The organism is Sphingobacterium sp. E70 (assembly GCF_019285695.1).
Lineage (GTDB): Bacteria > Bacteroidota > Bacteroidia > Sphingobacteriales > Sphingobacteriaceae > Sphingobacterium > Sphingobacterium detergens.
Genome location: NZ_CP079104.1, coordinates 23860 through 45648, shown reverse-complemented (window position 1 = coordinate 45648; position 21789 = coordinate 23860). Strand labels below are relative to the sequence as shown.

34 protein-coding genes and 2 pseudogenes are annotated in these 21789 nt (G+C 40.9%); 15 read left to right on the top strand and 21 right to left on the bottom strand.

The annotated features are described in order from the left end of the window. The first annotated feature begins 58 nt into the window (after positions 1–58). From KUH03_RS00345 to KUH03_RS00325, 5 genes are all read left to right on the top strand, one after another. Entirely contained in the window at positions 59–265 is a 207-nt protein-coding gene (locus tag KUH03_RS00345; RefSeq protein ID WP_257091049.1) for a hypothetical protein, read from the top strand. 22 nt (positions 266–287) lie between these two features. Continuing rightward, entirely contained in the window at positions 288–455 is a 168-nt protein-coding gene (locus KUH03_RS00340) for a hypothetical protein (protein ID WP_257091048.1), read from the top strand. 11 nt (positions 456–466) lie between these two features. Beyond that, positions 467–742, top strand: a complete 276-nt coding sequence (locus KUH03_RS00335) for a hypothetical protein (protein ID WP_257091047.1) — start codon at positions 467–469, stop codon at positions 740–742. A 17-nt stretch (positions 743–759) separates the two neighbouring features. Next, complete coding sequence (locus KUH03_RS00330; RefSeq protein ID WP_257091046.1) at positions 760–1674, top strand: hypothetical protein; 915 nt, start codon at positions 760–762, stop codon at positions 1672–1674. A gap of 766 nt (positions 1675–2440) precedes the next feature. Beyond that, positions 2441–2818, top strand: a complete 378-nt coding sequence (locus KUH03_RS00325) for a hypothetical protein (protein ID WP_257091045.1) — start codon at positions 2441–2443, stop codon at positions 2816–2818. 711 nt (positions 2819–3529) lie between these two features. Here the strand turns inward: KUH03_RS00325 and KUH03_RS00320 are convergent. The 13 genes and pseudogenes from KUH03_RS00320 to KUH03_RS00260 all read right to left on the bottom strand — a co-directional run. Beyond that, positions 3530–4012, bottom strand: a complete 483-nt coding sequence (locus KUH03_RS00320) for a biliverdin-producing heme oxygenase (protein ID WP_257097943.1) — start codon at positions 4010–4012, stop codon at positions 3530–3532. 182 nt (positions 4013–4194) lie between these two features. Continuing rightward, positions 4195–4839: a hypothetical protein gene (locus KUH03_RS00315; protein WP_257091044.1), complete on the bottom strand. Its 645-nt coding sequence runs from the start codon at positions 4837–4839 to the stop codon at positions 4195–4197. Between the two features lie 92 nt (positions 4840–4931). Continuing rightward, entirely contained in the window at positions 4932–5201 is a 270-nt protein-coding gene (locus KUH03_RS00310; RefSeq protein WP_257091043.1) for a hypothetical protein, read from the bottom strand. Between the two features lie 232 nt (positions 5202–5433). Further along, on the bottom strand, positions 5434–5973 hold the full coding sequence (locus KUH03_RS00305; protein ID WP_257091042.1) for a hypothetical protein: 540 nt from the start codon (positions 5971–5973) through the stop codon (positions 5434–5436). Positions 5974–6176: 203 nt separating this feature from the next. Beyond that, positions 6177–6884, bottom strand: coding sequence for a hypothetical protein (locus KUH03_RS00300; protein ID WP_120257335.1), 708 nt, complete (start codon positions 6882–6884; stop codon positions 6177–6179). Between the two features lie 131 nt (positions 6885–7015). After that, positions 7016–7753: an HmuY family protein gene (locus KUH03_RS00295; protein ID WP_257091041.1), complete on the bottom strand. Its 738-nt coding sequence runs from the start codon at positions 7751–7753 to the stop codon at positions 7016–7018. Between the two features lie 334 nt (positions 7754–8087). Continuing rightward, positions 8088–8471 (bottom strand): hypothetical protein, encoded by a 384-nt coding sequence (locus KUH03_RS00290; RefSeq protein WP_257091040.1) that lies wholly within the window; start codon positions 8469–8471, stop codon positions 8088–8090. 37 nt (positions 8472–8508) lie between these two features. After that, positions 8509–8673 (bottom strand): hypothetical protein, encoded by a 165-nt coding sequence (locus KUH03_RS00285; protein ID WP_257091039.1) that lies wholly within the window; start codon positions 8671–8673, stop codon positions 8509–8511. A gap of 30 nt (positions 8674–8703) precedes the next feature. Next, positions 8704–9087 carry an HmuY family protein gene (locus tag KUH03_RS00280; protein ID WP_257091038.1) on the bottom strand — a complete coding sequence of 128 codons (384 nt, stop codon included), beginning with the start codon at positions 9085–9087 and terminating at the stop codon, positions 8704–8706. Between the two features lie 65 nt (positions 9088–9152). Continuing rightward, positions 9153–9458: a hypothetical protein gene (locus tag KUH03_RS00275; RefSeq protein ID WP_257091037.1), complete on the bottom strand. Its 306-nt coding sequence runs from the start codon at positions 9456–9458 to the stop codon at positions 9153–9155. A 50-nt stretch (positions 9459–9508) separates the two neighbouring features. After that, positions 9509–9634: a hypothetical protein gene (locus tag KUH03_RS00270; RefSeq protein ID WP_257091036.1), complete on the bottom strand. Its 126-nt coding sequence runs from the start codon at positions 9632–9634 to the stop codon at positions 9509–9511. Between the two features lie 22 nt (positions 9635–9656). Next, positions 9657–11069: a TonB-dependent siderophore receptor gene (locus tag KUH03_RS00265; RefSeq protein WP_257097941.1), complete on the bottom strand. Its 1413-nt coding sequence runs from the start codon at positions 11067–11069 to the stop codon at positions 9657–9659. 116 nt (positions 11070–11185) lie between these two features. Next, positions 11186–11797: pseudogene (locus KUH03_RS00260) on the bottom strand (TonB-dependent receptor plug domain-containing protein); the annotation flags it as partial. A gap of 446 nt (positions 11798–12243) precedes the next feature. Here KUH03_RS00260 and KUH03_RS00255 point away from each other — a divergent pair. The 10 genes from KUH03_RS00255 to KUH03_RS00215 all read left to right on the top strand — a co-directional run bounded on the left by KUH03_RS00255 (position 12244) and on the right by KUH03_RS00215 (position 15975). After that, positions 12244–12717: an ABC transporter substrate-binding protein gene (locus KUH03_RS00255; RefSeq protein WP_257091035.1), complete on the top strand. Its 474-nt coding sequence runs from the start codon at positions 12244–12246 to the stop codon at positions 12715–12717. Next, positions 12681–13049, top strand: coding sequence for a hemin ABC transporter substrate-binding protein (locus KUH03_RS00250; RefSeq protein WP_373564602.1), 369 nt, complete (start codon positions 12681–12683; stop codon positions 13047–13049). Before KUH03_RS00255 ends, KUH03_RS00250 begins: the two co-directional genes overlap by 37 nt. Positions 13050–13054: 5 nt before the next feature. Next, positions 13055–13531 carry an iron ABC transporter permease gene (locus tag KUH03_RS00245; RefSeq protein ID WP_257091033.1) on the top strand — a complete coding sequence of 159 codons (477 nt, stop codon included), beginning with the start codon at positions 13055–13057 and terminating at the stop codon, positions 13529–13531. Positions 13532–13589: 58 nt separating this feature from the next. Next, positions 13590–13865, top strand: a complete 276-nt coding sequence (locus KUH03_RS47870) for an iron chelate uptake ABC transporter family permease subunit (RefSeq protein ID WP_373564601.1) — start codon at positions 13590–13592, stop codon at positions 13863–13865. Then, positions 13844–14080: an iron chelate uptake ABC transporter family permease subunit gene (locus KUH03_RS47865; RefSeq protein ID WP_373564600.1), complete on the top strand. Its 237-nt coding sequence runs from the start codon at positions 13844–13846 to the stop codon at positions 14078–14080. The genes KUH03_RS47870 and KUH03_RS47865 overlap by 22 nt, the downstream gene beginning before the upstream one ends. A gap of 32 nt (positions 14081–14112) precedes the next feature. Next, on the top strand, positions 14113–14487 hold the full coding sequence (locus KUH03_RS00235; RefSeq protein ID WP_306429407.1) for an ATP-binding cassette domain-containing protein: 375 nt from the start codon (positions 14113–14115) through the stop codon (positions 14485–14487). Further along, entirely contained in the window at positions 14457–14654 is a 198-nt protein-coding gene (locus KUH03_RS45050) for an ATP-binding cassette domain-containing protein (RefSeq protein WP_306429406.1), read from the top strand. Before KUH03_RS00235 ends, KUH03_RS45050 begins: the two co-directional genes overlap by 31 nt. A gap of 26 nt (positions 14655–14680) precedes the next feature. After that, the gene (locus tag KUH03_RS00225; protein WP_257091032.1) at positions 14681–14902 is read left to right on the top strand and encodes a hypothetical protein; all 222 of its coding nucleotides are present in this window, start codon (positions 14681–14683) and stop codon (positions 14900–14902) included. Positions 14903–15022: 120 nt separating this feature from the next. After that, positions 15023–15610: a hypothetical protein gene (locus KUH03_RS00220; RefSeq protein ID WP_257091031.1), complete on the top strand. Its 588-nt coding sequence runs from the start codon at positions 15023–15025 to the stop codon at positions 15608–15610. Then, positions 15610–15975 carry a helix-turn-helix transcriptional regulator gene (locus KUH03_RS00215; RefSeq protein WP_257091030.1) on the top strand — a complete coding sequence of 122 codons (366 nt, stop codon included), beginning with the start codon at positions 15610–15612 and terminating at the stop codon, positions 15973–15975. Before KUH03_RS00220 ends, KUH03_RS00215 begins: the two co-directional genes overlap by 1 nt. Before the next feature lie 8 nt (positions 15976–15983). Here the strand turns inward: KUH03_RS00215 and pdeM are convergent, their stop codons facing one another. The 8 genes and pseudogenes from pdeM to KUH03_RS00175 form a co-directional block, all read right to left on the bottom strand. Beyond that, the gene (gene pdeM, locus KUH03_RS00210) at positions 15984–16595 is read right to left on the bottom strand and encodes a ligase-associated DNA damage response endonuclease PdeM (protein WP_257097931.1); all 612 of its coding nucleotides are present in this window, start codon (positions 16593–16595) and stop codon (positions 15984–15986) included. A gap of 99 nt (positions 16596–16694) precedes the next feature. Then, positions 16695–18458, bottom strand: a complete 1764-nt coding sequence (locus KUH03_RS00205) for a helicase-related protein (protein WP_257091029.1) — start codon at positions 18456–18458, stop codon at positions 16695–16697. Beyond that, positions 18395–18991, bottom strand: a complete 597-nt coding sequence (locus KUH03_RS00200) for a DEAD/DEAH box helicase (protein ID WP_257091028.1) — start codon at positions 18989–18991, stop codon at positions 18395–18397. The genes KUH03_RS00205 and KUH03_RS00200 overlap by 64 nt, the downstream gene beginning before the upstream one ends. 143 nt (positions 18992–19134) lie before the next feature. Beyond that, entirely contained in the window at positions 19135–19518 is a 384-nt protein-coding gene (locus KUH03_RS00195; RefSeq protein ID WP_257091027.1) for a hypothetical protein, read from the bottom strand. Between the two features lie 34 nt (positions 19519–19552). Then, a pseudogene (locus KUH03_RS00190) lies at positions 19553–19753 on the bottom strand (ATP-dependent DNA ligase); the annotation flags it as partial. A gap of 29 nt (positions 19754–19782) precedes the next feature. Further along, on the bottom strand, positions 19783–20040 hold the full coding sequence (locus KUH03_RS00185) for a hypothetical protein (protein ID WP_257091026.1): 258 nt from the start codon (positions 20038–20040) through the stop codon (positions 19783–19785). Between the two features lie 630 nt (positions 20041–20670). Further along, positions 20671–21315, bottom strand: coding sequence for a hypothetical protein (locus tag KUH03_RS00180; protein WP_257091025.1), 645 nt, complete (start codon positions 21313–21315; stop codon positions 20671–20673). Further along, positions 21293–21652: an MBL fold metallo-hydrolase gene (locus KUH03_RS00175; RefSeq protein WP_257091024.1), complete on the bottom strand. Its 360-nt coding sequence runs from the start codon at positions 21650–21652 to the stop codon at positions 21293–21295. The genes KUH03_RS00180 and KUH03_RS00175 overlap by 23 nt, the downstream gene beginning before the upstream one ends. Positions 21653–21789 lie beyond the last annotated feature (137 nt).

The following is a 21789-nucleotide window of genomic DNA, read 5'->3' as shown; positions in this document are numbered from 1 at the left end:
GGTATCCATTTTAAGGAACACCCTGGGGAAAGCGATTGGCTTAATAAAATGGACTGCAGTGCAGTCTGTATCGGAGGGAGTTGCCCATCGTGCTCCATTTATCTCTTTGAAATTGCGGAATCCAGAAGATCATTTTCAAAATCTCTCATCGCAGTTGCAACAATTTGTTATTAGTAATGGAATAGCCGTGACGGCCGATCAATTGTCTGTTGATTTCTATGAACTTAAAAATCTGATTGCAGATTACCACCAACGGTATCGCTAATAATGGATAGCGTGATTAGCCAATGCTGGGCAGTAATTTTGATAAAATAATAGCTTTAGGAAATGAAAAAGTAATTGTAATCACCTTATTCTTGCTGCTCGCCCAGGTTGTGCTGCGGGCGAGCGAATGTTATCATTACCATACAAAGACAACCTATAAAATTGTTCAGGTAAAAGGTAGCCCTTTTTAGAGATTACTGTTATGGATCCTAATGGTATGAGTATGGCGCATCAACGGTGTATATCCATGTCACAGGTCGGTAAGGATGTGAAAATGATCAATCGAAATGGAGATAATATGCTCCTGATGGATGATAATGCCTACTATTTACTTGCGGCCGAATTCTCTGATGTTAACCAAGTAACGCCAGTAAAAATTGCAGCTAGAAAAGATGTGCAGGCTACATTTGACGCAGATCTACTTTATGTGCATGGAAAATGGTTTTCTTTTTCCTTTGATCCATACGCAAAAAAATAACCAAGACAGCTACCAGGGTGTTTCCTGATAAACCTGTTGTACTCGCTCAATTCCAAAACCGTAGATATCTGCTCAAGGACGATAAGCATGTCTATTGCTATGAAGGTAGACAATTAACGGCTGAAATAATTGAGGGACTGAACCCTGCGACCATACAATGCCTCAAACTAGAAAATAATGAGGATAAATATTTGCTTACGGATGGGAATATGGCCTACATTTATGATGTCAGTATTTTTGATCAAATGGATATTACCGAATTACTTCTGAATCTTGATCTGAAACGGCCATTTACAATTAAAGAGGTGGCACGAAACTGGCTGAATTCGTTTGTTGATTTTAATGATGGAAATATCTGGTGCTATATTTCGGCGGGACTGGGATTGCAGGATGGTACAACTGCTTACTTGTATCCAGTAAAAGCACAATGGCTGAATAAACAACATGAACTTATCGATAAAGAAGGTAAGATATATTATAATGGTTGGGATCTGATCAATGACCAGCCACCAATGAACCTGAAAGCTGTTGCACAACCAAGATCATTGGAGATCACTGCCTCTGGATTCTATTTTGATGGCACAGCTTTTTATAAGGACCAAGATGGAGCAGGAACATTAGAGCCTGTGACCTGGCTCAATAAAGATAGCAAGTTTGTCAATGGAGTCTATTCTTATCAAAAAGGAATTCCCAATTTCTTTGATGATGGTAGGCAATTGGTATTTGACGATAATACCTTGACCAAGAAAAGAACAATAACACATCAGTCCACTTTAAAAGATCTGAAACTAGCTTACGCTTATGACGATAAATTGCTGATAGAAAATAAAGAGATCCCCAACAGCGCAGATCGGGAAAGCATGGAATTGCTCGGTTCTACTGTAGATGTTATTGAAGGTTGCGATGGGGGCAGGGGCAGATACCCGTGGTGATTGAATACAACTATTTTTTTCGCGATAAAAATCATATCTATGTTTACCACTCCGGTGACCGGACGTTGACATTAATTAAGGCTATTGGACCTCATACTATAGAAAAGATAATTACGAGCAGTTGAGGGAATTGCAGAAAAAATGAAAAATTGATGCGTTGACACGCTTATTCTTTACTTTGAAATGCCGCTATTGCTAAATTGGCCTGAGATAGGTTGACGTTTTTAGGTTGTTCAATTGTATTCGCTTAAAAATTGGACGTTATGTATTCGAAGTCTATTTTTATTAAAAATTGCAAAATAAGAGAAATAAAAGGGCCTCACAATTTGAAGTATACTCTAGAAGCTTTTTGCCCTGAGGATAAACGGGATAGAGTGGCAATGAAGTTGTCAGATGAGAGAATCAGGGGTTCAGATAAGAAAAGCGTAAACAGGTTTCTTGTTGATGTTTGATGGTGACGTTTGGTTGGGAGAGGGGACTGGTGGTGACCAAGTTAAGACCAAGTTATTACCAAGTTCGGCCTGTAAGCAGATTGAATGCACAGTGAGTCCACCTTGAGTCCACCTTTTAAGGTGCTTTCACTGTGCCTGCATGTTTTTTACAAGTCGGCAGGAGGGCGAGCTTGTGGCGAACTTGTCCCTAAGTTATTTACAACGAAGTCCCTTTAAAATTACAATATTTATAATTGTCATTTTACTCGAATTTGAAATTTGCTAAAAATATATAAGATGCTTGACATCAGCTATTTACAGTCGTATCTTTAAGTATGGGAATAAATGATAATGGATTTATCAGGGGTCTGGTTGGCCCGCTGGTGAATAGAAAAGTTGGCAATAAAAACTACCTGCAAAGCAGACCATATCGCGTTAAACAGACGGATGATACCAAACGGGCAGGTAAAGATTTTGGAAAGGTAAGCCGCGCGGGTGCAATGATCCGCACGTGTTTTGGGGAAGTCCACCAGGATCTCCATGATGGACAGATGGGCAATCGGTTAAATAGGCAGGTCTATCGCGCGATAAAGACAAATCTTGATTGCGAAAAGGGCAGCCGGACGCTGAGCAACTGCGTATTGGATCGCTTGGTAAATTTTCAGTTCAATGAAAACTGTCATATGCAGGATTATCTTTTATCGATCCGGTAATCTCCTGAACAAGAAGAATGAGCTTAAAATATCATTTCCGGATTTTGATATAAAAAGAGCGCTGGTCCTTCCTGAAAAATGCAATGCGGTAGTATTTAAATTTTTGCAGTCTCATTTGACTTCGACGAGTTTGAGCCTACAGAGATAAAAGATATCGAGTGGGAATACGATGTTAAATCGGATGGGATACCAGCAAAGACCTTAACTATCAAATGTAGCGATTTTGTAGGTAGCTCCATATTTGTTGGATTTACCATACTGTATCTGGAAAAAAGTAGCCGACGGTCGAATGTGCTCAACGAAATAGATTTTAATCCAGCTTCGATTCTAGCTGCCTTTCAGCTATCCTAGGGATATGGTGAACAGTATCTTATTAAAAAGTTAGTTGAGGAATGTATTGTGTATATGAAAAAATATTGCAACTATTTATGCCAGATGCCGCAGAACTTATGGCGGATCTAAAGAAATAACAACAAGAAAGGGAACAAAATAGAAGCCGTCTCCGAAATTGTTCTTTAATACAATTGGGAGACGGCTTCTTATTTAATACTAAATAGATACACTGCAGGACTTAGCCGCGAAGAAAAATACCGCAAGCCATACAAGTCCTTTTGCCAGGAAGAAGAGGAATGCCCCATGCCGGCACGCTTCAACCATTTTGATTTATTGTCTTTTTGCTCCATCTGAAGGATTAAACAATATCACGCCTTTTTAGTTTGCACTTGTGATCGGAGTGAATACGTCTCCAAAGTTATAAAAAGTTTGGTTTGCAATTTCTACTGCGTGATCATAAGTTGCGGGATCTTCAGCATATTTATTTAATACAGCCGTAAAGCCAGCCCACATCTCGCGGCTATTTTCACCATAACCTTCGAAGAAAGAGGTTCCCTTGTTGACACCATATTTGTTCAGCATCTGTACGATATACGGACCACCCATGATAGAACCTTCCAGCACATATAAAGATGCCAACGCTTCCAACACATTGTTAACAGTAGGTGCTGTTGCCTCAGGGAGGCTATCGACGTTGCCACCTAGCGTCTCAATATCATTTTTAATATAGGACGAGTTGCGGCGTTCGGCAAGATCTGGTAATACTTCAGCCGTAACAAAAGGAGCGATGTTATCTTCTACGGCACGGAAATAAGCATAGAACCCTTTTAATACCTCAGCATAATCTGCTTCAGAACGAATATTTTTAATTGACGCACGATCGTTCCTTCTACGTTTTGGTGAGCAGCGTGCGTTTGCTCTTTGATATGTTGACTTAACATGTTCTTATTTTTATTTATAACGATTCTATACAAAGATTCGTATTTATTTCCAAATATTTATGCTGTTTTCTGATTTATCATCTATGAAAAACGACAGGATTTTTATTCTACGATTTTGATTGGATAATTATAATAGGGAGTCACTTGTGTAATAAAACGATCAAGACGGACCCGTATGCTAATACCATTGTTTAAATCCGAAGAAATGCCTATTGGAGCATCTTCGGGTATCTGCACTTTAATGGATTTTAAATCATCTGAAATACCGAGAAAGTTCAAAGATAAACTGTTGGGGAAACCATCTTCGGTGTAATTTAAATTTACAACTCTAATATCTGACGTTTTGTTCAAATGTCTTGCAGGAAGATTTATAATTTCGCCTCTTTTGACCTGCCATTCTTTTGCATGGTTAAAATAGACATAAGGAAGTGCCTGATCGGCTGCAACGCTTACGAACTTTTTACTGCTTTTAACAGGAATACCAAATTTGTTCATCACCTGTGCATAATAATCACCTGAAGGAATCCCCGAGCCATCTTGCTGATCCACATAGAAAATAATAAGTCCGTTTTCAACTTTATTCAGCATAAGTTTATAGGCTTTATTTTGATCGTTGACGAGGTACAGACTATCACTTCTATCCAGCATAAGATTATTCATTGGGATACTGAAATTGCTTTGACCCACGATAGCAGTAATCTGCGTTTCTTCGTCTCGAAAGGAAGGTAATAGTGACCCATTTGACAATTTTATCGTATAGGTCTTTATGGTGCCATCCTGGGCTTTTACCTGATATTGCAGTCCATCTTTGAGTGCGATTGCCGTTCCTGAGGCAGGGCTTATGCTTGCATTTTTGAAATATTAATAATCGGAGCAACAGTCTCCGGAATAGGCCATTCGGTTGATCCGGGCCAGGAGACATAAATGTTTTCACCATCCACAGCTGCTACAATGGTATCTTTGCCTGCGTTGTAAGGGATTTTAAAAGAAGTGATTTCTGTGTAAGGCGTTAGCGCAGTTTCGTACTCTTTTTTACAAGCGGAGAATAGTGTGATTCCTACTGCTAACAATAGGGTAGGAATGCGATATAATGTGGTTGTTTTTTTCATATTTGGGGTAAATTTCTATCGCCGGGGAGTGTTTCCGTCAATACCTAAAAGCGAATGCGGTCATGACCTCGCTTTTGAAAACAATGATTAGTTGTTGTAAATAATTCGGATAGGATTTTTTAAGGTTTCCTCGCGGCTGTAGTAACGCAATTTGACATAATAATCACCTGCTGCCGGCACTTTGTTATATGTCAGGAACTACCGCTGCCTGTGACGCGTCCTTTAATATCATTTAGAACAAGATGCATATAGGATTTTTCGATCGAGGGGGAGTTCCGGTCACAGCTATATTAAATGGATACTCTTTCCCGTCTTTATCCACTAAGCTAGCACGAACTAGTTCCAGATCACTCTCATAAGTCGCGATATAGGGGTAACTAGCGAAGTTATTGTAAATGTAAATATCATTTGAGGTATACCAGTATGATTGATCATATTCAACTGGTTCATTTGAGTTCGAACTAACCTCCTGCAAATTGAGCGATGGTTGATCACTTTTGACGATCAGCGTATAGGTGGCTGTACTGCCATCTGTAGCGGCAACAGGGTATTGAATGGTACGACCTTTGGAAAAATAATCGACCATATTGGTGATCAGTGTATCCGAGCCTTGTTTTAGGGTTGCGCCTTTGGCAACTTTTATTTCAGGCTCCAGGCTGGACATATAGAGTCCTTCGGGCAGCGTAACCGTAATGGTCTTGGCGTCATTGTCAATAGCGCCAATGACTTCTTTGCTGGTATTGACAATCTTGAAACTACTGATCCGGGCCATGCTCTCGGTTCATAGGGTTGAATTTCTGTTTTGGTACAAGAACTTAAATACAAGCTGCTCAATATAAGGCCCGTAGCGATCTTAAATTTTTGGGTGGTTAATAACTGATTTTTCATTTTAGTCTGAAAGTAACCGGTACCAGCAAGGCTGGCACCGGATTTAAAATTTACAATTCTTATTAAAAATAAGGGTATTAAGGCTTATTATAGTTTCTTATAATCGAAACTCATAAACGGAAAGTTTGTTGCGGCGTAGCTCGCATTTGGAGTTTCGTCCTTGTAAACACTATTTAGACGCAATTTCCATTGATCGCCGGTTGTCTTGTTTTCTAAAATATACGTTCTCGGCCCATAACTGCTCATAATATGATTGCTAATGTTATAGATGTACCAGCCAGTACTGCTCGGGTTGCCTGTTCCATTTGTACTATTGGAAGCTGCTGTACCGTTTGCAATTAATGTTCCTGTAGTACTTGAAGAAACAGATTCAAAAGCTGTATTTACATAATACAAGTTATACTTCGTCGTATTTACGGTCAAACTCGCATTTGCTGTACCACTAAATTGAAAATCATAGCTAGTGGATGTACCACCGTCATTGGTAATCAAGTTGTAGTAATAGGTGCTGGCTGGGTTTTTCCATTGCGTTGTGTCCACCAAATCTGGCACTGTACCTTGGTGGAAATTGCGTGCACCATAGGTGCCTGTAGCGATCGTTTTTAAATATCCTTTTGTACCGGTTGCGGTAAAGTTTACCGTACCGCCAATTGTCGTCGAAGGAGTAACAGCACGTTTGCTGAGTGATTGCTCTTCGATACTAGGAGCAAGTGAATTGTCTTTACTACATGATGCGGTCATGCCAATCGCGGCAATACCTAAGGCAATTGATAAAGTTCTGAATTTGATTTTCATTTCTTTTTCGTAATTTTGCCACTTCTACAGTGGGCTAGTTAATAAATATATGTTAATTAGTCAATTTGATACCGGATGTACCTCGACCGTATATCCGGTTTTTTTGAATAAGAATTGTACTATTTAAGGTTTTATCTCAAATGTTTTGCTGCCTTTTGGTACGATAACGTAATCAAAAGAGATAAATACATGGGGGAGTCTTTAAGCCATTGCTCGGGTTTATAGAGACCTTTATACATTGAAATCGGTCTAATTTTCGCATAATTGCCTTTTGCCGTACGAACAATTAACGTTCGTGGTTTGATTACTTTTCCATTCAGTAATGTTAGTCCATTTCCAAGCGCATAAGCAACATGTTCGTTCTGAACAGCGTGCTGCCGAACCAGACGACCATAAAAGTCATACAATAACCAGCCAACTCCATTTCCTTCATCACCATTCTGATCCATTCCGATCGCATCGCCGATTACCTTGAATTCAGTGTCAGCCGGTACTTCTGTTACTTCATCAAATGCTTTTTCAACGATTAGGATACCACCGGTTGCGTTATTGCCGTAACCAAAATTCGTATTGTTCGTCCCGTTATTTCCAGACACGTGGCTGTTGAAGATATTGCTGAATGCAATGTCCCAGTTCCGCGTTTGACGATTTGTTTCCGCGATACCTTTATTGGTTTCCAAGCTATAATATACTGTAGGGGCAGCATTTTGGCCATCGTTTTTATCTGTAGCAGCGAAATCGCGTACGGTAATCAATTTATTGTAAAGCCCGGTATTGCTCTCTTCTTCTTTCGGCGGCTCCACAACGGGTTCGGTTACTGGATCCGATTTGCTGCAAGCAGTATGGATTGCCATACCGATGCAGAGCAATGCAATATATTTTGTTCTGGTAAGCTGTCTTGATATGTTCATGTGTTACATTTTATATTTATTTAAAATCATTCTAAATAATAGTAAAGGTAAAGAGTTTACCCCATTACTTGTGTATGAAAAATGATATTTTATATATTAATTTTGATTTTAGCCGTTTGACTTAATATGTTATATGTTCTTTGCATATAATGTTAATGGAACTTCAATTAAGAGCTTTTTGATCGGAAAAATAATAATGATGTCTCCAAATTTAATTGATGTAGGTTTTTTTGATTTAAATATATTTGGAGACATTAACTACTTGAGTAGATTGATCGTACCTTTTAATAAATTATTTTACAAACTTTTTAAAATTAATATTGTACGTTGCATTTCCATTGAGAGCAGTAATTCCAGCTGCCTGAATCACAAAGAGTTCGTCGCTCTTATCGCTTAGCTTTTCCCCTTTATACATTACGATGTAACGGTTAGGGGTGGGGTATACTGCATGATTATTCTTAAAGTCATAGATTATCCATGTGGGGCCTGTGGCTGGAGCACCAGCACTGGAAGCATCTATGCCTAATTTTTCTGTGGAGGTTATATTGGCACCTAGTACTGCCGCTAATGTCAATTTTTCAATATTTGTATTCTCTTGATCGAAATATCCCATTTTATAGTTTTCAGTTGATGTATTTTGCAAAGTAGAACCATACATGCCAGATAGATTTATCATACTTTTTGCTTCCTCCTGAACACTATTTGTTTTGAAATCATAAAAAACTTTTGCGCCTGCGGAACTTCAATTTTGCAACTGCAGTTATAGCCGTTGCATCGTTAAGTTTGCTTTCTTCAACTTTATCATCATCCTTGCTACAGGAAGTAAAACCTAGACTCAATGCACATAAAAGTGCCGCTGTTGTAAATAATTTGTTCATCTTTAATTTATTTGTGTAATTTTTCCTTATTTATAATGTGTTTGTATTTAAATCTTTACTGCCATCTTCCTGTACATAATATTTAAAGGTGTAATAGGGAGCCGGCCAGTTCATATTGGTCACTGCCGATGGATTTCCTTTATAGGCATTGATCAATTGTAACTTGGCATATTTACCATCGGGAAGTCGGATAACATAGGTGCGATTTGGCAGCGCTTGCATAATATGGGTACTTAGACTATACTGAAACCAGCCGAGCGATTCGGAATTGGACGCCCAGCCGATTTTACCGGTACCGTTCTTATTGAACTCCTCATCCGAAGGGGCGACCATAAGGCTTTGGTAGGATTGTTTCAGGAGCATGACAGCTGTATTGTTGGCTTCACCTTGATAACCTGGGTTAAACTCATCCATGGCATTGTTGACAAAAACCTCAGAATTATAGGGCCCAGTAAATGCAATATCCCAGTCTTTTGTCTTCAGCCATTGGACAGAATCGGCCTTTGTCTTGATCCATATCTGTTTTTATCCTTAAAACGAAATAGAAATGTATAGAAGGGTCGTTTTTCTTTACCCTCGGCACCGTCACCCATGGCGGCATCGGTGTCACCGGCCAGATCTTTGATGACAATACTCTTGCCATCTTCTAGTCCAATCGTATAGTCTTTGTCCTTCCCGCAGGAAAGGAACATAAATGCCAGAAAACCTGAAAAAATACAACGTCCAATCTTATGAAATGAAAGCCAGATGCTGCATTCCGCTATAATGATGTTAATTGTTCTCATTGTTTTATCTACTATTTTGTGTACTTCTCTTTAGCTTTAATCTCCAATCTCTAATCCTTCATCCATCGATAACTGACTCCGCCCATAATCACTCTACCGGGCTGACCCAATAGGTAGCGGCTGGTAAAATTGAACAGGTTGTCCCCGATCAGACGAAAGGTTAACCTCCGGTTCATCAGACTTTTTCGATCGTCATGTTCAGGAGTGTATGGTAGGGGATAAAGATGTCATACTTGTCAATAAATTGATTTCCATTATTCTCCTGAAAAGGGTGTTGCCTCTGAAATTGACGCGGGCATTAACATTGACTCCCCAGGGTTTGTATTCATATTGTGCTTTGAAATTGACCATATGGCGCGAGCGATCCTCAATGCCCCAATAGTCCGATTTTTTGCTCTGTCGATAGAGGTCGCTTGCAGCATCATTGATCTGATTATAAGGGTAGTTGCCCGCTGCGATACTATCCAATACACTAAGATCTTTTGCGATGAGGTATTGATAGCCCATGGATAATTGCAGATCCCTGGTAGCCTGATAACTCATTGAAACTTCAAAACCCTTATTCATCGCTTTCGGTAAATTACGGTAACTATAGATCTGCGCGATACTTGTACCATTGCCTACACTGACCGTATTGATCTGATTGTTGATACGGTGATAGAAAAGAGAAAAATCTGCCTGAAATTTGGTTGAAGGATTCCAGGTAAGCCCAATATTGTTGGAGAGGCTAGTTTCGGCCTTTAAGTTACCTGCGACTAAATTCAGCATATAGCTGTTCTTGTAACTTAATTCACCCGCTTGGTCCATGGCAGCAACCACATCGGCTACCCGTTCGGTGCCTACAACTAAATAATTGGCGGCAGGATTGAAAAATACCTGATAACGCATCTTATAGTCCGGCGCTTTGAACCCGGCGCCAACACCTCCTTTGACCAATAATGTTGGACTGATATGATACTGTAAACCTAGACTTGGACTCAGATGCCCGTTATAAACATTGGTCTGGTCATAACGTAGCCCTAGTGTCGTCAGCATGCGGTCTACCGGTTTCCACTCCGTTTGGAGATAGACAAACGCACTGTTCAACGAGCGTTTGGCATCCAGGTCCTGATTATCCATCTGCTCTAGACTACCACCAATTCCACCCGTAAACTTGACCTGTTGGATTGGACTGTAGGCGAACTGCTGCTCAATGCGGTGTACATTTTGACCAAACTCTTCAGCATTGGCCAAAACCCCTTGTCGTAACCATTGTGCCGCGATCTGGGAATGGAACCTGGAAAAATAATAACGTGTCATGCTGCGTAGTCCTGATTCGAAATTATGGTCATAGCTGACTGACAGATTGATATCTTGATCTTTTTGCTTGTCCTGCAGGGTGCGGTCTTCAGACCAGGCATTGATCATTTCAGATTCGCGGGCAGCAAATCGGCCTGTCATTCCCACTGTACCATTTTTGCTCGTGCGATAGCGTACTCGCCCCTGAAAACTGTAATTGGTATAAGGCGGGAATGTTGTACTTTTTGAGTTGAGGTATTGTTTGTCCGTATTGAATCCATCTGTACGGTAATAATTTCCGGAAACAACGGCGCTACCCGTTGATTGGAAAATGGTGTTTCGCCTTCTAATGTTGCGTCAACTGTGTTTAAGCTGCCATAGAGGAGGGAAGCATGTACTTGTGGGGTTATGGCGCCATGACGGGTAATAATATTGATGGCGCCACCAAGTGCATCACTGCCGTAGAGACAGGAGGATGCACCCTTGATAATCTCGATACGCTCAATGTTGGTCACCGAAATACGTGAAAGATCAAAATTGCCACTATTACGGCCAAGCATGGGTTGTCCATCGACCAATACCATGACATAGTTGCTGCTAAAGCCTTGAATTTGAACGCCAACAGCTCTAGAGCCACCGGCGATATCATTGACGATAGCAATACCAGTCTGCTCTTTCAGGACTTCGTCTAACCTACGGCTGCCCATAAGCTCAATCTCTCTTTTTGTGATGACCTTGACCGGCATAGCAGCGTTTTCGGCTTTGATAAGATTATCGACGGCCTCCAATTTACGGTTTACTTCGACCTCGCCGATTTGACGACTATCTGCCTGTACCGTAAGGGTCAGTTCCTGGTTCTTATCCGTCAAGTCTACAAATTGACGCAGCTCCTTATAGCCTAACGCTTGTGCGACAAGTTCATAACGGCCAGCATAAAGTTTATTGAATTGAAATTTTCCAGCGGTATCTGTTTTGAAAGCATATTTATCCGGATAGAGGTAAACAGTTGCATTGGCTATCGCTTTGTTGGACTCGTTTTTAAGGTTCCGGATAGCTTCCATTTTCCTGCGCTTGCACAGCTAAGATCTGGCAGGAACATAGGGCGATTACTGTACTTATTCGAATAGAAGAGAGGCTTTTAGACACTATTTTTATTTTTAATCATTCTAAATAATGTTGCAAAAAAAGGTAATACTATTGGATTTTTCTATATGCAAATTGTCATAAATTCTATTTAATCCGATTTTTGTTATTCATAATGAGCTTAGTTTTGTGTGCTACTTTGTTGTATTACAGTGTGATAGCTTGTTCATTTTGCTGTATGCCTTTATTTAGGTGAATTGAAAATAATTTGTATTTAGACTGATTATTGATTTGTTTTGTAATCAAATATGATTGCCATACAAGAAAACAAGGAACAAAATCTTGTGTGGTTCTAATGGAGTTAACAGAAAGAGATGCGTAGAATTTACTTAATTATGCTCTGTTGTTTGCTACATCTTGGAGGATGGGCAAGTGTACAGCAACGGATTATTACATTGAACAGTTCACTGACAGAAACAATTTACGGGCTCGGGATAGGGGATCGTATGATTGCGACAGATGTGACCAGTATATCACCAAAGGCTGCGGCGGCATTGCCAAGGGTAAGCAAAACCGTTCTGTTTCGGCTGAAGGTTTATTGTCGTTTAAGCCTACACTGGTTCTGGCAAATGAGGGCGATGTGGCCAATGCCGTAATCCAGCAGATCCGAGCAGCTGGCGTAAAGTTTATTGCAGTCAAACCAGATTATTCTGCCGCTGGAGCTCTGCGCTATATTCAGGAAGTCGCTAATGGTGTCGGTGAACCTGCTTCGGGAAAAGCCTTGGTATCCCGTACAAAAATAAGCCTGGATCGCACATTGGAGCTGGTAAAAAGGAAAATAAAGGAAAAGCTGTTCCCAAAGTGTTGTTTTTGTATGCACGCGGAACAGGAACAATGAGTGTTGCAGGAAAGGGTAGTAGCTTGGATGCGATGATCAATTTAGCCGGTGGAAAGAACGCTATACAGGAGTTTTCGGATTTTAAGCCCTATACGACAGAGGCATTAGTTCAGGCCAATCCAGATATAATATTATTGTTTGATTTTGGTGCGAGTAGCCTGGGAGGGGAGGAAGCTATTCTTAAATTGCCAGGGATGCGAATTACAAATGCGGGTAAAAACGACCGCATATTGGTAATGAATGCTTCCTTGCTCGTTAATTTCAGTAATCGGCTGCCTGATGCGATCTTGGAACTGCACCGTGGATTTGGAAAGGTAATGGATTCAAAATAGATCAGGTGCAGAAGAAACAAAAGTTAATATTGCTGGCTTTGAGCCTGATATTATTTATTACTTGTATTGTCGCATTAGGTTTAGGTGCTTATCATATACCGGCAGGAGATATTTTATCCATGCTCATGCAGAAGCTGCATCTGTCTACAGCACCAGATCAGGATAGTATGCAGACCAACGTTTTATTTGAGATCCGCATGCCACGCTTATTACTGGGGTTGTTGGTCGGTGCCGCCTTAGGTATTTCAGGTGCTGCCATTCAGGGGATTTTTCGAAACCCGCTTGCAGAACCCGGATTAATCGGTATTTCTTCTGGTGCCTCCTTGTTTGCGGTATTGATTATTGCATTTGAAACGTTCTTGCTGACTTCACTTTCAGCATGGATAGGTTATTATATTTTGGCTTTGGGGGCTTTTGTAGGAGCTGGATTAACCGCCTTTTGGTATATCGTATTGCCAGTAAAAATGGTCGCCCCAATGTGACTACGATGCTGTTGGCGGAATAGCCATTAATGCATTTGCGGGTGCACTTACAGGTTTGATGACTTACATGTCTACAGAACAGCAGCTCCGCACCATTACGTTTTGGATGCTAGGCAGCTTGGGCGGTGCAACCTGGGATAATTTATTAGCTGTAGGCCCATTTATAGGTATTTCCTTGTTTATTCTTCCATTTTTTGGAAAATCTTTGAATGCATTTGCGCTGGGCGAACTTCAAGCGGATTTATTGGGGATGCGTAGTGATCGCGTAAAAGATGGGTGGTCATCTTATCGACTTTGGCCGTTGGGGCCTCAGTGGCTGTATCGGGAATTATAGGTTTTGTAGGACTTATTGTTCCGCATACCGTACGCCTGATGGGGGCAGATCACCGCTTTGTGCTTCCAGGCTCACTGCTCTTAGGGGCTCTGGTGCTGACACTGGCAGATGTTATCGCCCGCGTATCGGTAGCACCGATAGAATTGCCTATTGGTGTGATTACTGCCCTATTAGGGACACCTATATTTTTGTATATTTTAATCAAGGATAAATAGTCTTCGTTCGGATGTCTAAATAATATTGTCTTATGTTGCGTGTAGAGAAAATCAACTATGAGCTGAAAGGCCGAAAACTACTGAAAGATATCACCTTTCAGGTGCGTAAAGGTGAGATTTTGGCTGTACTTGGTGCCAATGGGGCCGGAAAGTCCACCTTGATGGGGGTATTATGTGGGGAGAAAAAACCTGATTCTGGACAGATCCATTTCAATGGAAAGCTACTATCTGCGTATGATGCAGCAGCATTATCCAAATGCAGGGCGCTCTTAAGTCAGCAGCAACAGATGACATTGAGTTTTAAGGTGGAAGAAATTGTTTTAATGGGCAGATACCCCATTATAGAAATACGCCCACAGCGCACGACTATAAGGTGGTGGCCGAGACGATGGAACTCTGTGGTGTAACCGCTTTTGCCGATCGGGATTTTCTGAACCTCTCGGGAGGGGAACAACAACGGGTTCATCTTGCACGTGTCTTAGCACAGATATGGGATAATCCGGATGCCCTTTTATTATTGGATGAACCTATCTCTGCCTTAGATTTACATTATCAGCAAAAGTACTTGCTATAGCCAGAGCACTGGCCCGTAAAGGATTTATGGTTATTTTGGTTGTCCATGATGTTAATTTTGCAGCGATGTATGCCGACCGGATCCTGATGCTTAAACATGGACGTAAACTCTTTCATGGAACGCCAGTGGAGGTTTTAGCACAGAAGGAAATCTACACCATTTTTTCGGTTGAATCCAATGTGATCATGAATCCACGTACATTAAAACCTTATGTACAATTGGAGGAGATGGAGATTGATCTAGAGTAGATCTAATGGTTTCTATTTTTTTATGTCTTACAAAAATTATTTAGATAGATTATAAATAATTTTTAATTACCACTCTAATTTGTTAATTTTAATTGCTTCGGGCTTATTTGGATTGAAATCATGTTGGTGAAAAGTAAAATAGTTGAGTTGGCTGATTGGCTTTTTGAAGAAGAAATACCGGATGGCTATGTGCCAGACAAGCCTTTGGTTGAAAATAAAATCACAATCCATACGGAGCCCGTTCACATGGAGAATTTTCAGCTCTCTACATCGGGCTTATTTATATTGCATTCGAAAATGCAATTTGATCGGCCTGTTCAAATATTGACCGAGATCGAAGGGGAGACCATTACCAGTCAATTTATATTTTTTAAACCGGCGGCCAGTAAATTGCCCTATGGGATGAGTAGGCATAATATCCGATATATTCCTTCTGTCAAATCGGTTCATCAAGTGGAACCCGGTATTGAGTATACGTATTTTATTGCTGTTATATCCAAGGAATATTACCTGAATCTTATTAAGCGGGATTCGTTATTGCACCAGCAATTTGTGCATGAAATCGAGAAAGGAGAGTATACATCGTTTTCAGAAGAAGATCTGATGGCAACCTACGAGATGCAGCATACCATAGCGGAGCTTATTGAATCCAAGAAAAAGGTGAGATACGAAGGCTTCATACCGAATCTCGTATTGTTGAGTTGCTGATGTATCAATTTGAGCAGTACAACGAGAAAAGTGAACAGGTTGTCTCTTTATTCCACGAAGAGGATGTACAACGTTTGGAAATGGCGCGGCAGATTCTCGAACAGCGCATTGCCAATCCGCCAACACAAAAAGAACTGGCGGCAGAGGTATTGACGAGCGAAAGTAAGTTGCGAAAAGATTTTAAAGAATATTTTTCAGTGACCATTCACGACTATCTGACGAGAATCCGCATGGAAAAAGCAAAAAGCTACCTGTTGGATGATAAGATGACCGTTTATGAAGTTGCTTTATTAACAGGTTATGGTCATCAGAATAATTTTAGCAGTGCCTTTAAAAATACTATGGAATCTCGCCGGGCGAACTAAAAATGTAACTAGCTATTCTTTAGTGGGAGGATTATTTCTTCGTGCAAAGCATAGCAATCGTATTCTTCTGACATTTTTCGGCTATCCAGTCCCGTAAACTTGCTAAATGCCGGTAGAATAATCTGTTGTGGAGAAACCCAAAAACAGGGTAGACGGAGATGCTTGTTGGGTGGAAGTTTGATACTGACGCCCGGATGAATATGTCCACTGATGGTGAAAAGCGAAAGATCTATTGCCGGTTCGTGTACAAAGTGGATTTGCTCCAGCTCGAATTTGTCGTGATGATAGATTATATTAATCTGCTTAGCTAATTTTTCCACCTGTCGATCATGGTTGCCTATCACCAAATGAAAATTGAGGCTGGCATGGTTTTGTTTAAATTCTTCCAGTAGAAGGACTTCCTGATTGATGCCCGCATGAATAAGATCACCGACAACCAAAATGTTTTCTGCTCGGTAGTAATCAATTAAAGAAGCTAGTCTTTGCAGGTCGAGGCTAGATATATCTGAAGGAATCGGAATACCATTTTTACGGAAATGCGCAGCTTTACCAAGATGAAGGTCAGATAGAATGAGGGTGTTCTGCTTCGGCCAAAAGATAGTACGTTGATTATTAAGGATAAGTTTTTTTTATTGAATGTAATGTGCTGTTCCTGTATATTCATTTTCTTCGTCCACGTTTTGATTTATTTGCATGCTCCATGCGTTGAATTCGTTCGATCAACGCTTCACTAGAAAGGACTGACGTAAACTGTCCACTTTGATCGGAAAACTTAGTGGTGTATATTCCTCTACAAAGGTATAGATGATTTGGCTATTGTTTATCCTTTCAAATGCTTTTATCAGACGGTATTCTTCGAGTTGTTGATTGAACACTTCGGTGAAAGCCTGTTTTAATAATAGATTGTCAGGATCATGATCCATCAAAACACGAAATATAATTCCGGAGGAAGCTTGTAAGGATTTGTTGTTTTGTTGTGTGCCGGGATAGTTTTGTACTACCAATCCGGAAATTACAGCAATATCGCGAAATTTACGGCTCGCCATTTCCGCGGAGTTGATGCTACTGATCACATCCTGCATAAGATTCTCCCGACTCAAGATCTCAGTTAATTGCGTTTGGTCCAAGTGGATTTCTTGGTCGGAATAGAGTTCAAAACCATAGTCGTTCATGGCCATGGAGAAGCTAATGGGATAACGTTTGCTGATGCGGTAAGCGATCAATGCGGCCATGACTTCATGGATCAATCGACCCTCCAGTGGATAGAAAAACAGATGATTCCCCTCGTTGGTCTTAATATGTTCGACAAGAAATTCTGATTCATTAGGCACAGCCGAAAGGCTTTGCTGCTTCTGGATCAACGGTGCCAGGAAGCGTAGTTCTTTTTCGGCGTTGTCGGGGTTTATTGCCTCCGCAAGTTTTTTACGGAGAAAATGGCTCAGATTGGAAGATAGGGGCAATCTGCCTCCCAACCAGCTTGGTGTGATGGCTTTACCGGATGAGTTCTTGACAAATACGGTCATATCCTTGACCATAACGAGTTCAAGAATTCGCCCAGCAAGGTTAAATCGTTCGCCTTTCTTCAATTTGCTGATAAAATATTCTTCAATCATACCAATATATCCACCTGAGAGGAATTTTACACGCATCATGGCGTCTCCAACAATAGCACCGATATTCAATCGATGGAGAAGGGCAATGCGTCTATTTTTTATAACCCAGTTGCCATCACTGTCTTGTACTACTTTGTGAAATTCCTCATAGCGCTTGCCGATTTTGCCACCCGCGGTGATAAAGTACATACACCACTGCCATTCCTCATCTTCCATGTAGTTGAAGGCATGGGTCCGGGCAACGATCTGATGGAGTTCTGTCGATTGGAAACCACCTCCGAGAGCGATCGTGACCATAAATTGTACCAACACATCAAAACTCTGGACCATGGGGTCGCGGTTTTCTATCGTTTGGGTTTTGACAGCTTCCTTTAATGCGGCCACTTCAATGAGCTCCAATGAATGTGTCGGGACAAAGTAGATGATCGATGTTTCAAAAGGGCTGTGTCCACTTCTTCCGGCACGTTGCATAAATCTGGCGACACCTTTGCTTGATCCGATTTGAATTACGGTATCGACAGGCTTAAAATCTACGCCCAGATCAAGTGATGAAGTGGATACCACCGCTTTTAGCTTTCCATTGCTCAGATTGTCTTCGATCCATTCGCGGATGTGAGCATCTACCGAGCTGTGATGCAATGCAATCTGTCCGGCAAAATCTGGATGTGCTTGCAGCAATAGCTGATACCACAGTTCACTTTGACTACGGGTATTGGTGAAAAGGATGGTGCTTTTGCTTTGCAGTATGATAGGGACGACCTGATTCACGAGATTGCCACCAAGATGGCCTGCCCAGGGAAGGAGCTCTACTTTATCTGGATAGATGGATTTGATTGCAATTTTCTTTTTCTCCTTTGCGACAATCTGCACGCTCTTTTTTTTTCTCCCGGCAACAGTACATCCATTGCTTGGTCCAGATTACCTATGGTGGCGGTGATGCCCCAAATCTGGAGATTTTTATGGTGGTGTTTTAAGTATGATAATGCCAGTTCTACCATGACACCACGTTTATTTCCAATAAGTTCGTGCCATTCATCTACAGTAATGCAGCGTATATTCTTGAAATATTTGTCACGTTGTTTTTGGGCGAGCAAGAGATGAAGGCTTTCAGGAGTTACCAAAAGAATATCGGGCATTGCCTTGGTCTGTTGCACTCTGATCTTTGGATCAGTGTCCCCATTACGCACTTGTACAACCCAATCTAATCCGATATCATCTATAGCGGTCTGCATTGCTTTGGCCAAATCCTTTGCCAGAGAGCGCAAAGGCGTGACCCAAAGTAACTTTAATCCTTTTTGGTAGCATTCAGGATGATTCATGTAGTCGATCAAGACAGCCATAAATACCGAAAATGTCTTACCAAATCCTGTAGGAGCAATCACCATTCCGCTGTATCCCAGCATGTACCGATCCCAGGTCTTAACCTGAAAGCCAAAAGGGTATTACCCAAGGATTCAAAATAACGATTGACGATCTTGAATCCTTCACTATGTATTATCTTCTGACTCAATTTATGTTATTAATTTTTTGATGTTTTCCAATGTATCTATATCTGCTGCCTTTTGTCCTTACGCCAACGCAAAATTCGTGGAAAACGCAAAGCTACACCAGATTTGTGACGTTTACTGTAACCTATTCCTTCAAAGGCAATTTCAAATACCAGCTCGGGTTTGACAGTTCTTACTGGCCCGAATTTCTCCAGTGCATTCTGTCGAATATAGCGGCTAACCTCAAGTATTTCTTTATCTTTAAGGCCTGAATATGCTTTTGCGATACTTACTAAATGATCACCATCTTTAACCGCAAAGGTATAGTCCGTATAATGCGCACTTCTTCGCCCACTGCCTTTCTGCGCATATATCAACACCGCATCTATGGTCATGGGGTTGACTTTCCATTTCCACCAACCACCTTTTTTTTCGGCCAACATAATATACGGAGTCTTTCTTTTTAAGCATAATACCTTCACTGTTTAGCTCACGCGATGCAAGTTGTAAGATCCGTAGATCGGCCCAATTTTCGCAAGAAATAAGTGGAGACAATAATATCGTAGGACCAATATTGCATTGGTACAGCTGTTCCAATAACTTGCGTCTTTCTTGCAGCGGCTCAGATCGGAGGTCTTGACCATCTAGCTCCAATAGGTCATAAAGGTATACAACAATGGGGACTTCTTCACGTAAAGTCTTGGAAATTAGCTTACGATTGATCCTTTTTGTAGTTCATTAAAATTCAATATTTGACCGTCTTTTGCGGCAAGGATTTCGCCATCTAGAACAAAACTTCCTTTCCATTTTTTGAGCGCATCGGTAATCTCGGGGAACTGTATGGTGACAAGTTCTTCACCTCTTGACCAAATAAAAGTTTCGTTGTCTCGTTTGATCAGCTGTCCGCGTATACCGTCCCATTTGTATTCGCATTGCCATTCTGTAATTGCGCCAAGTTCTTCCACTTCTTTTTCAATAGGGTAAGCGAGACAGAAGGGATAAGGTTTTGAAAGGTTTGTATTGCTATATTCACCTCGAACGAGTTTGTCAAATGCGTAGGCATGAGGGTTCCATTCCCCATAATACTATGGGTGACAACGCTTGGTTCGATCTGGAAATGTGTCGCAATTGTATTTATTAGCCCTTTGGAAGAAACCCTAAACGAAAGCTGCCGCCTAGCAATTTATTAAAAATAAAACGCTCAATGCTGTTTAGCCTATTCCAGGAAGCGAGCACAAATGCTTTTTTTCTGCCATTGAAACATTTGCCAACTGCAGGATGTCTTCCATCCATTCACTGAGGCTTTTGTTTATTTTTTCAGAAGCGGGGGCAGTAATAGTGCTAAGGTCTCTGAGAGATCACCGACAGCGGCATAACATTCTACAAACAACCATTCTGGGATATTGGTAATTTCCAGTACCCACGTTTTAAGCTCTTTAGTGGAAATTGGGCGCCTTGGCCTTTTGCCAGTCATTAAGGCCAGAAACCAAAGTTTGTCTTTCTCAGGTGCAAAGGTTAGAAAGCGTATAATAGCTTCTTTTTTAAGCTGGCTTTATTGGTGCTATCCAGCGCATTGACCAATGTTGCAAATTCTATCATACGCTTAACTCTTCCCCGTAATTTGTGTTAACCTCTTCAGCCCCAATGCCTATTTCATTTAGGTATTTGCTAAATGAGGCCGTCTGTCCATGGGTTACATATACTTTTTCGGCTCCACTTTCCTTCACCGCTTGCAACAATCCGTTCCAGTCTGCATGATCACTGATAGCGAAGCCAGCATCTGCGCTGCGCCACCTCCGTGCGCCGCGAATTTGCATCCAGCCAGAACAGATTGCATAGGCAACATGTGGTATCTTTTGAAGCAACTTCGTGTCGAGTAATGCTGGAGGGAGTAATATAATCTTGCCGTCTAGGTGTTTCATATCTGTGGTAGGGTCGATAATTTGATAAGACGGTAAATTTATACCAGCATCACTATAGGCCATATTTAATTTGGCGATACTGTAATGTACATATATTTCGCCCATATCCTTTACTGCGTTTAATATCCTTTGGGATTTGCCTAATGAATAACCAATAAATACGGATGTTTTTTTGTATCCCTGGTTTTGCATGATCCATGCATTCAAGCGTTGATTTTGCATTTCAACACTTTCCCAGCGATAAATCGGTAGACCAAAGGTACTTTCAGTAATTAGCTCATGACATTTTACGGGTTCAAATGGGGTCGAGGCCATCATCCTGGAGCTTGTAATCTCCAGTAAAGACCGTCACTTTTCCTCTGTATTCCATACGTATTTGCGCCGATCCAATGATATGCCCAGCAGGATGTAAAGAAATTTTTACACCGTTGATATGGATAGATTCGTTGTAAGCTAAGCCTTCCACCTGGATATCGGGGCCAATACGACTTTTCAGTATACCAACTGTAAAATGGTGACAGAGATATTTTTTCATACCTGGACGCGCATGATCTGCATGTCCATGTGTAATGATGGCAAGATCAACTGGTTGCCATGGATCCAGGTAAAATTTGCCTGGGATACAATAAATGCCTTTTGATGTGAATTGAATCATATTGAATCCTTGTTTTTGACAACATAACTTCTGTCTCTAGTATGTTATGTATTCAAACAGGTAGCAATAAGTTAAAGTTTTGTTTATTTTTTAGTGAAAGTCAATCCTAGTATTTAAATTGCGGCTGTAATGAAATT

What these genes read in the sequence shown, in the direction of transcription:
- KUH03_RS00305 (WP_257091042.1), bottom strand. Translation starts at nt 5,973, where the DNA reads ATGGCCCGGATCAGTAGTTTCAAGATTGTCAATACCAGCAAAGAAGTC.
- KUH03_RS00280 (WP_257091038.1), bottom strand. Translation starts at nt 9,087, where the DNA reads ATGGATGAGTTTAACCCAGGTTATCAAGGTGAAGCCAACAATACAGCT.
- KUH03_RS00215 (WP_257091030.1), top strand. Translation starts at nt 15,610, where the DNA reads ATGTATCAATTTGAGCAGTACAACGAGAAAAGTGAACAGGTTGTCTCT.
- KUH03_RS00310 (WP_257091043.1), bottom strand. Translation starts at nt 5,201, where the DNA reads ATGAAAAAAACAACCACATTATATCGCATTCCTACCCTATTGTTAGCA.
- KUH03_RS00225 (WP_257091032.1), top strand. Translation starts at nt 14,681, where the DNA reads ATGGTTATTTTGGTTGTCCATGATGTTAATTTTGCAGCGATGTATGCC.
- KUH03_RS00200 (WP_257091028.1), bottom strand. Translation starts at nt 18,991, where the DNA reads ATGCTGGGATACAGCGGAATGGTGATTGCTCCTACAGGATTTGGTAAG.
- KUH03_RS00175 (WP_257091024.1), bottom strand. Translation starts at nt 21,652, where the DNA reads ATGATTCAATTCACATCAAAAGGCATTTATTGTATCCCAGGCAAATTT.
- KUH03_RS00335 (WP_257091047.1), top strand. Translation starts at nt 467, where the DNA reads ATGGATCCTAATGGTATGAGTATGGCGCATCAACGGTGTATATCCATG.
- KUH03_RS00235 (WP_306429407.1), top strand. Translation starts at nt 14,113, where the DNA reads ATGTTGCGTGTAGAGAAAATCAACTATGAGCTGAAAGGCCGAAAACTA.
- KUH03_RS00285 (WP_257091039.1), bottom strand. Translation starts at nt 8,673, where the DNA reads ATGAACAAATTATTTACAACAGCGGCACTTTTATGTGCATTGAGTCTA.
- KUH03_RS00300 (WP_120257335.1), bottom strand. Translation starts at nt 6,884, where the DNA reads ATGAAAATCAAATTCAGAACTTTATCAATTGCCTTAGGTATTGCCGCG.
- KUH03_RS00270 (WP_257091036.1), bottom strand. Translation starts at nt 9,634, where the DNA reads ATGAACCGGAGGTTAACCTTTCGTCTGATCGGGGACAACCTGTTCAAT.
- KUH03_RS00290 (WP_257091040.1), bottom strand. Translation starts at nt 8,471, where the DNA reads ATGATAAATCTATCTGGCATGTATGGTTCTACTTTGCAAAATACATCA.
- KUH03_RS00195 (WP_257091027.1), bottom strand. Translation starts at nt 19,518, where the DNA reads ATGTTGGCCGAAAAAAAAGGTGGTTGGTGGAAATGGAAAGTCAACCCC.
- KUH03_RS47870 (WP_373564601.1), top strand. Translation starts at nt 13,590, where the DNA reads ATGACTTACATGTCTACAGAACAGCAGCTCCGCACCATTACGTTTTGG.
- KUH03_RS00255 (WP_257091035.1), top strand. Translation starts at nt 12,244, where the DNA reads ATGGGCAAGTGTACAGCAACGGATTATTACATTGAACAGTTCACTGAC.
- KUH03_RS00340 (WP_257091048.1), top strand. Translation starts at nt 288, where the DNA reads ATGCTGGGCAGTAATTTTGATAAAATAATAGCTTTAGGAAATGAAAAA.
- KUH03_RS00275 (WP_257091037.1), bottom strand. Translation starts at nt 9,458, where the DNA reads ATGAGAACAATTAACATCATTATAGCGGAATGCAGCATCTGGCTTTCA.
- KUH03_RS00220 (WP_257091031.1), top strand. Translation starts at nt 15,023, where the DNA reads ATGTTGGTGAAAAGTAAAATAGTTGAGTTGGCTGATTGGCTTTTTGAA.
- KUH03_RS00325 (WP_257091045.1), top strand. Translation starts at nt 2,441, where the DNA reads ATGGGAATAAATGATAATGGATTTATCAGGGGTCTGGTTGGCCCGCTG.
- KUH03_RS00180 (WP_257091025.1), bottom strand. Translation starts at nt 21,315, where the DNA reads ATGATGGCCTCGACCCCATTTGAACCCGTAAAATGTCATGAGCTAATT.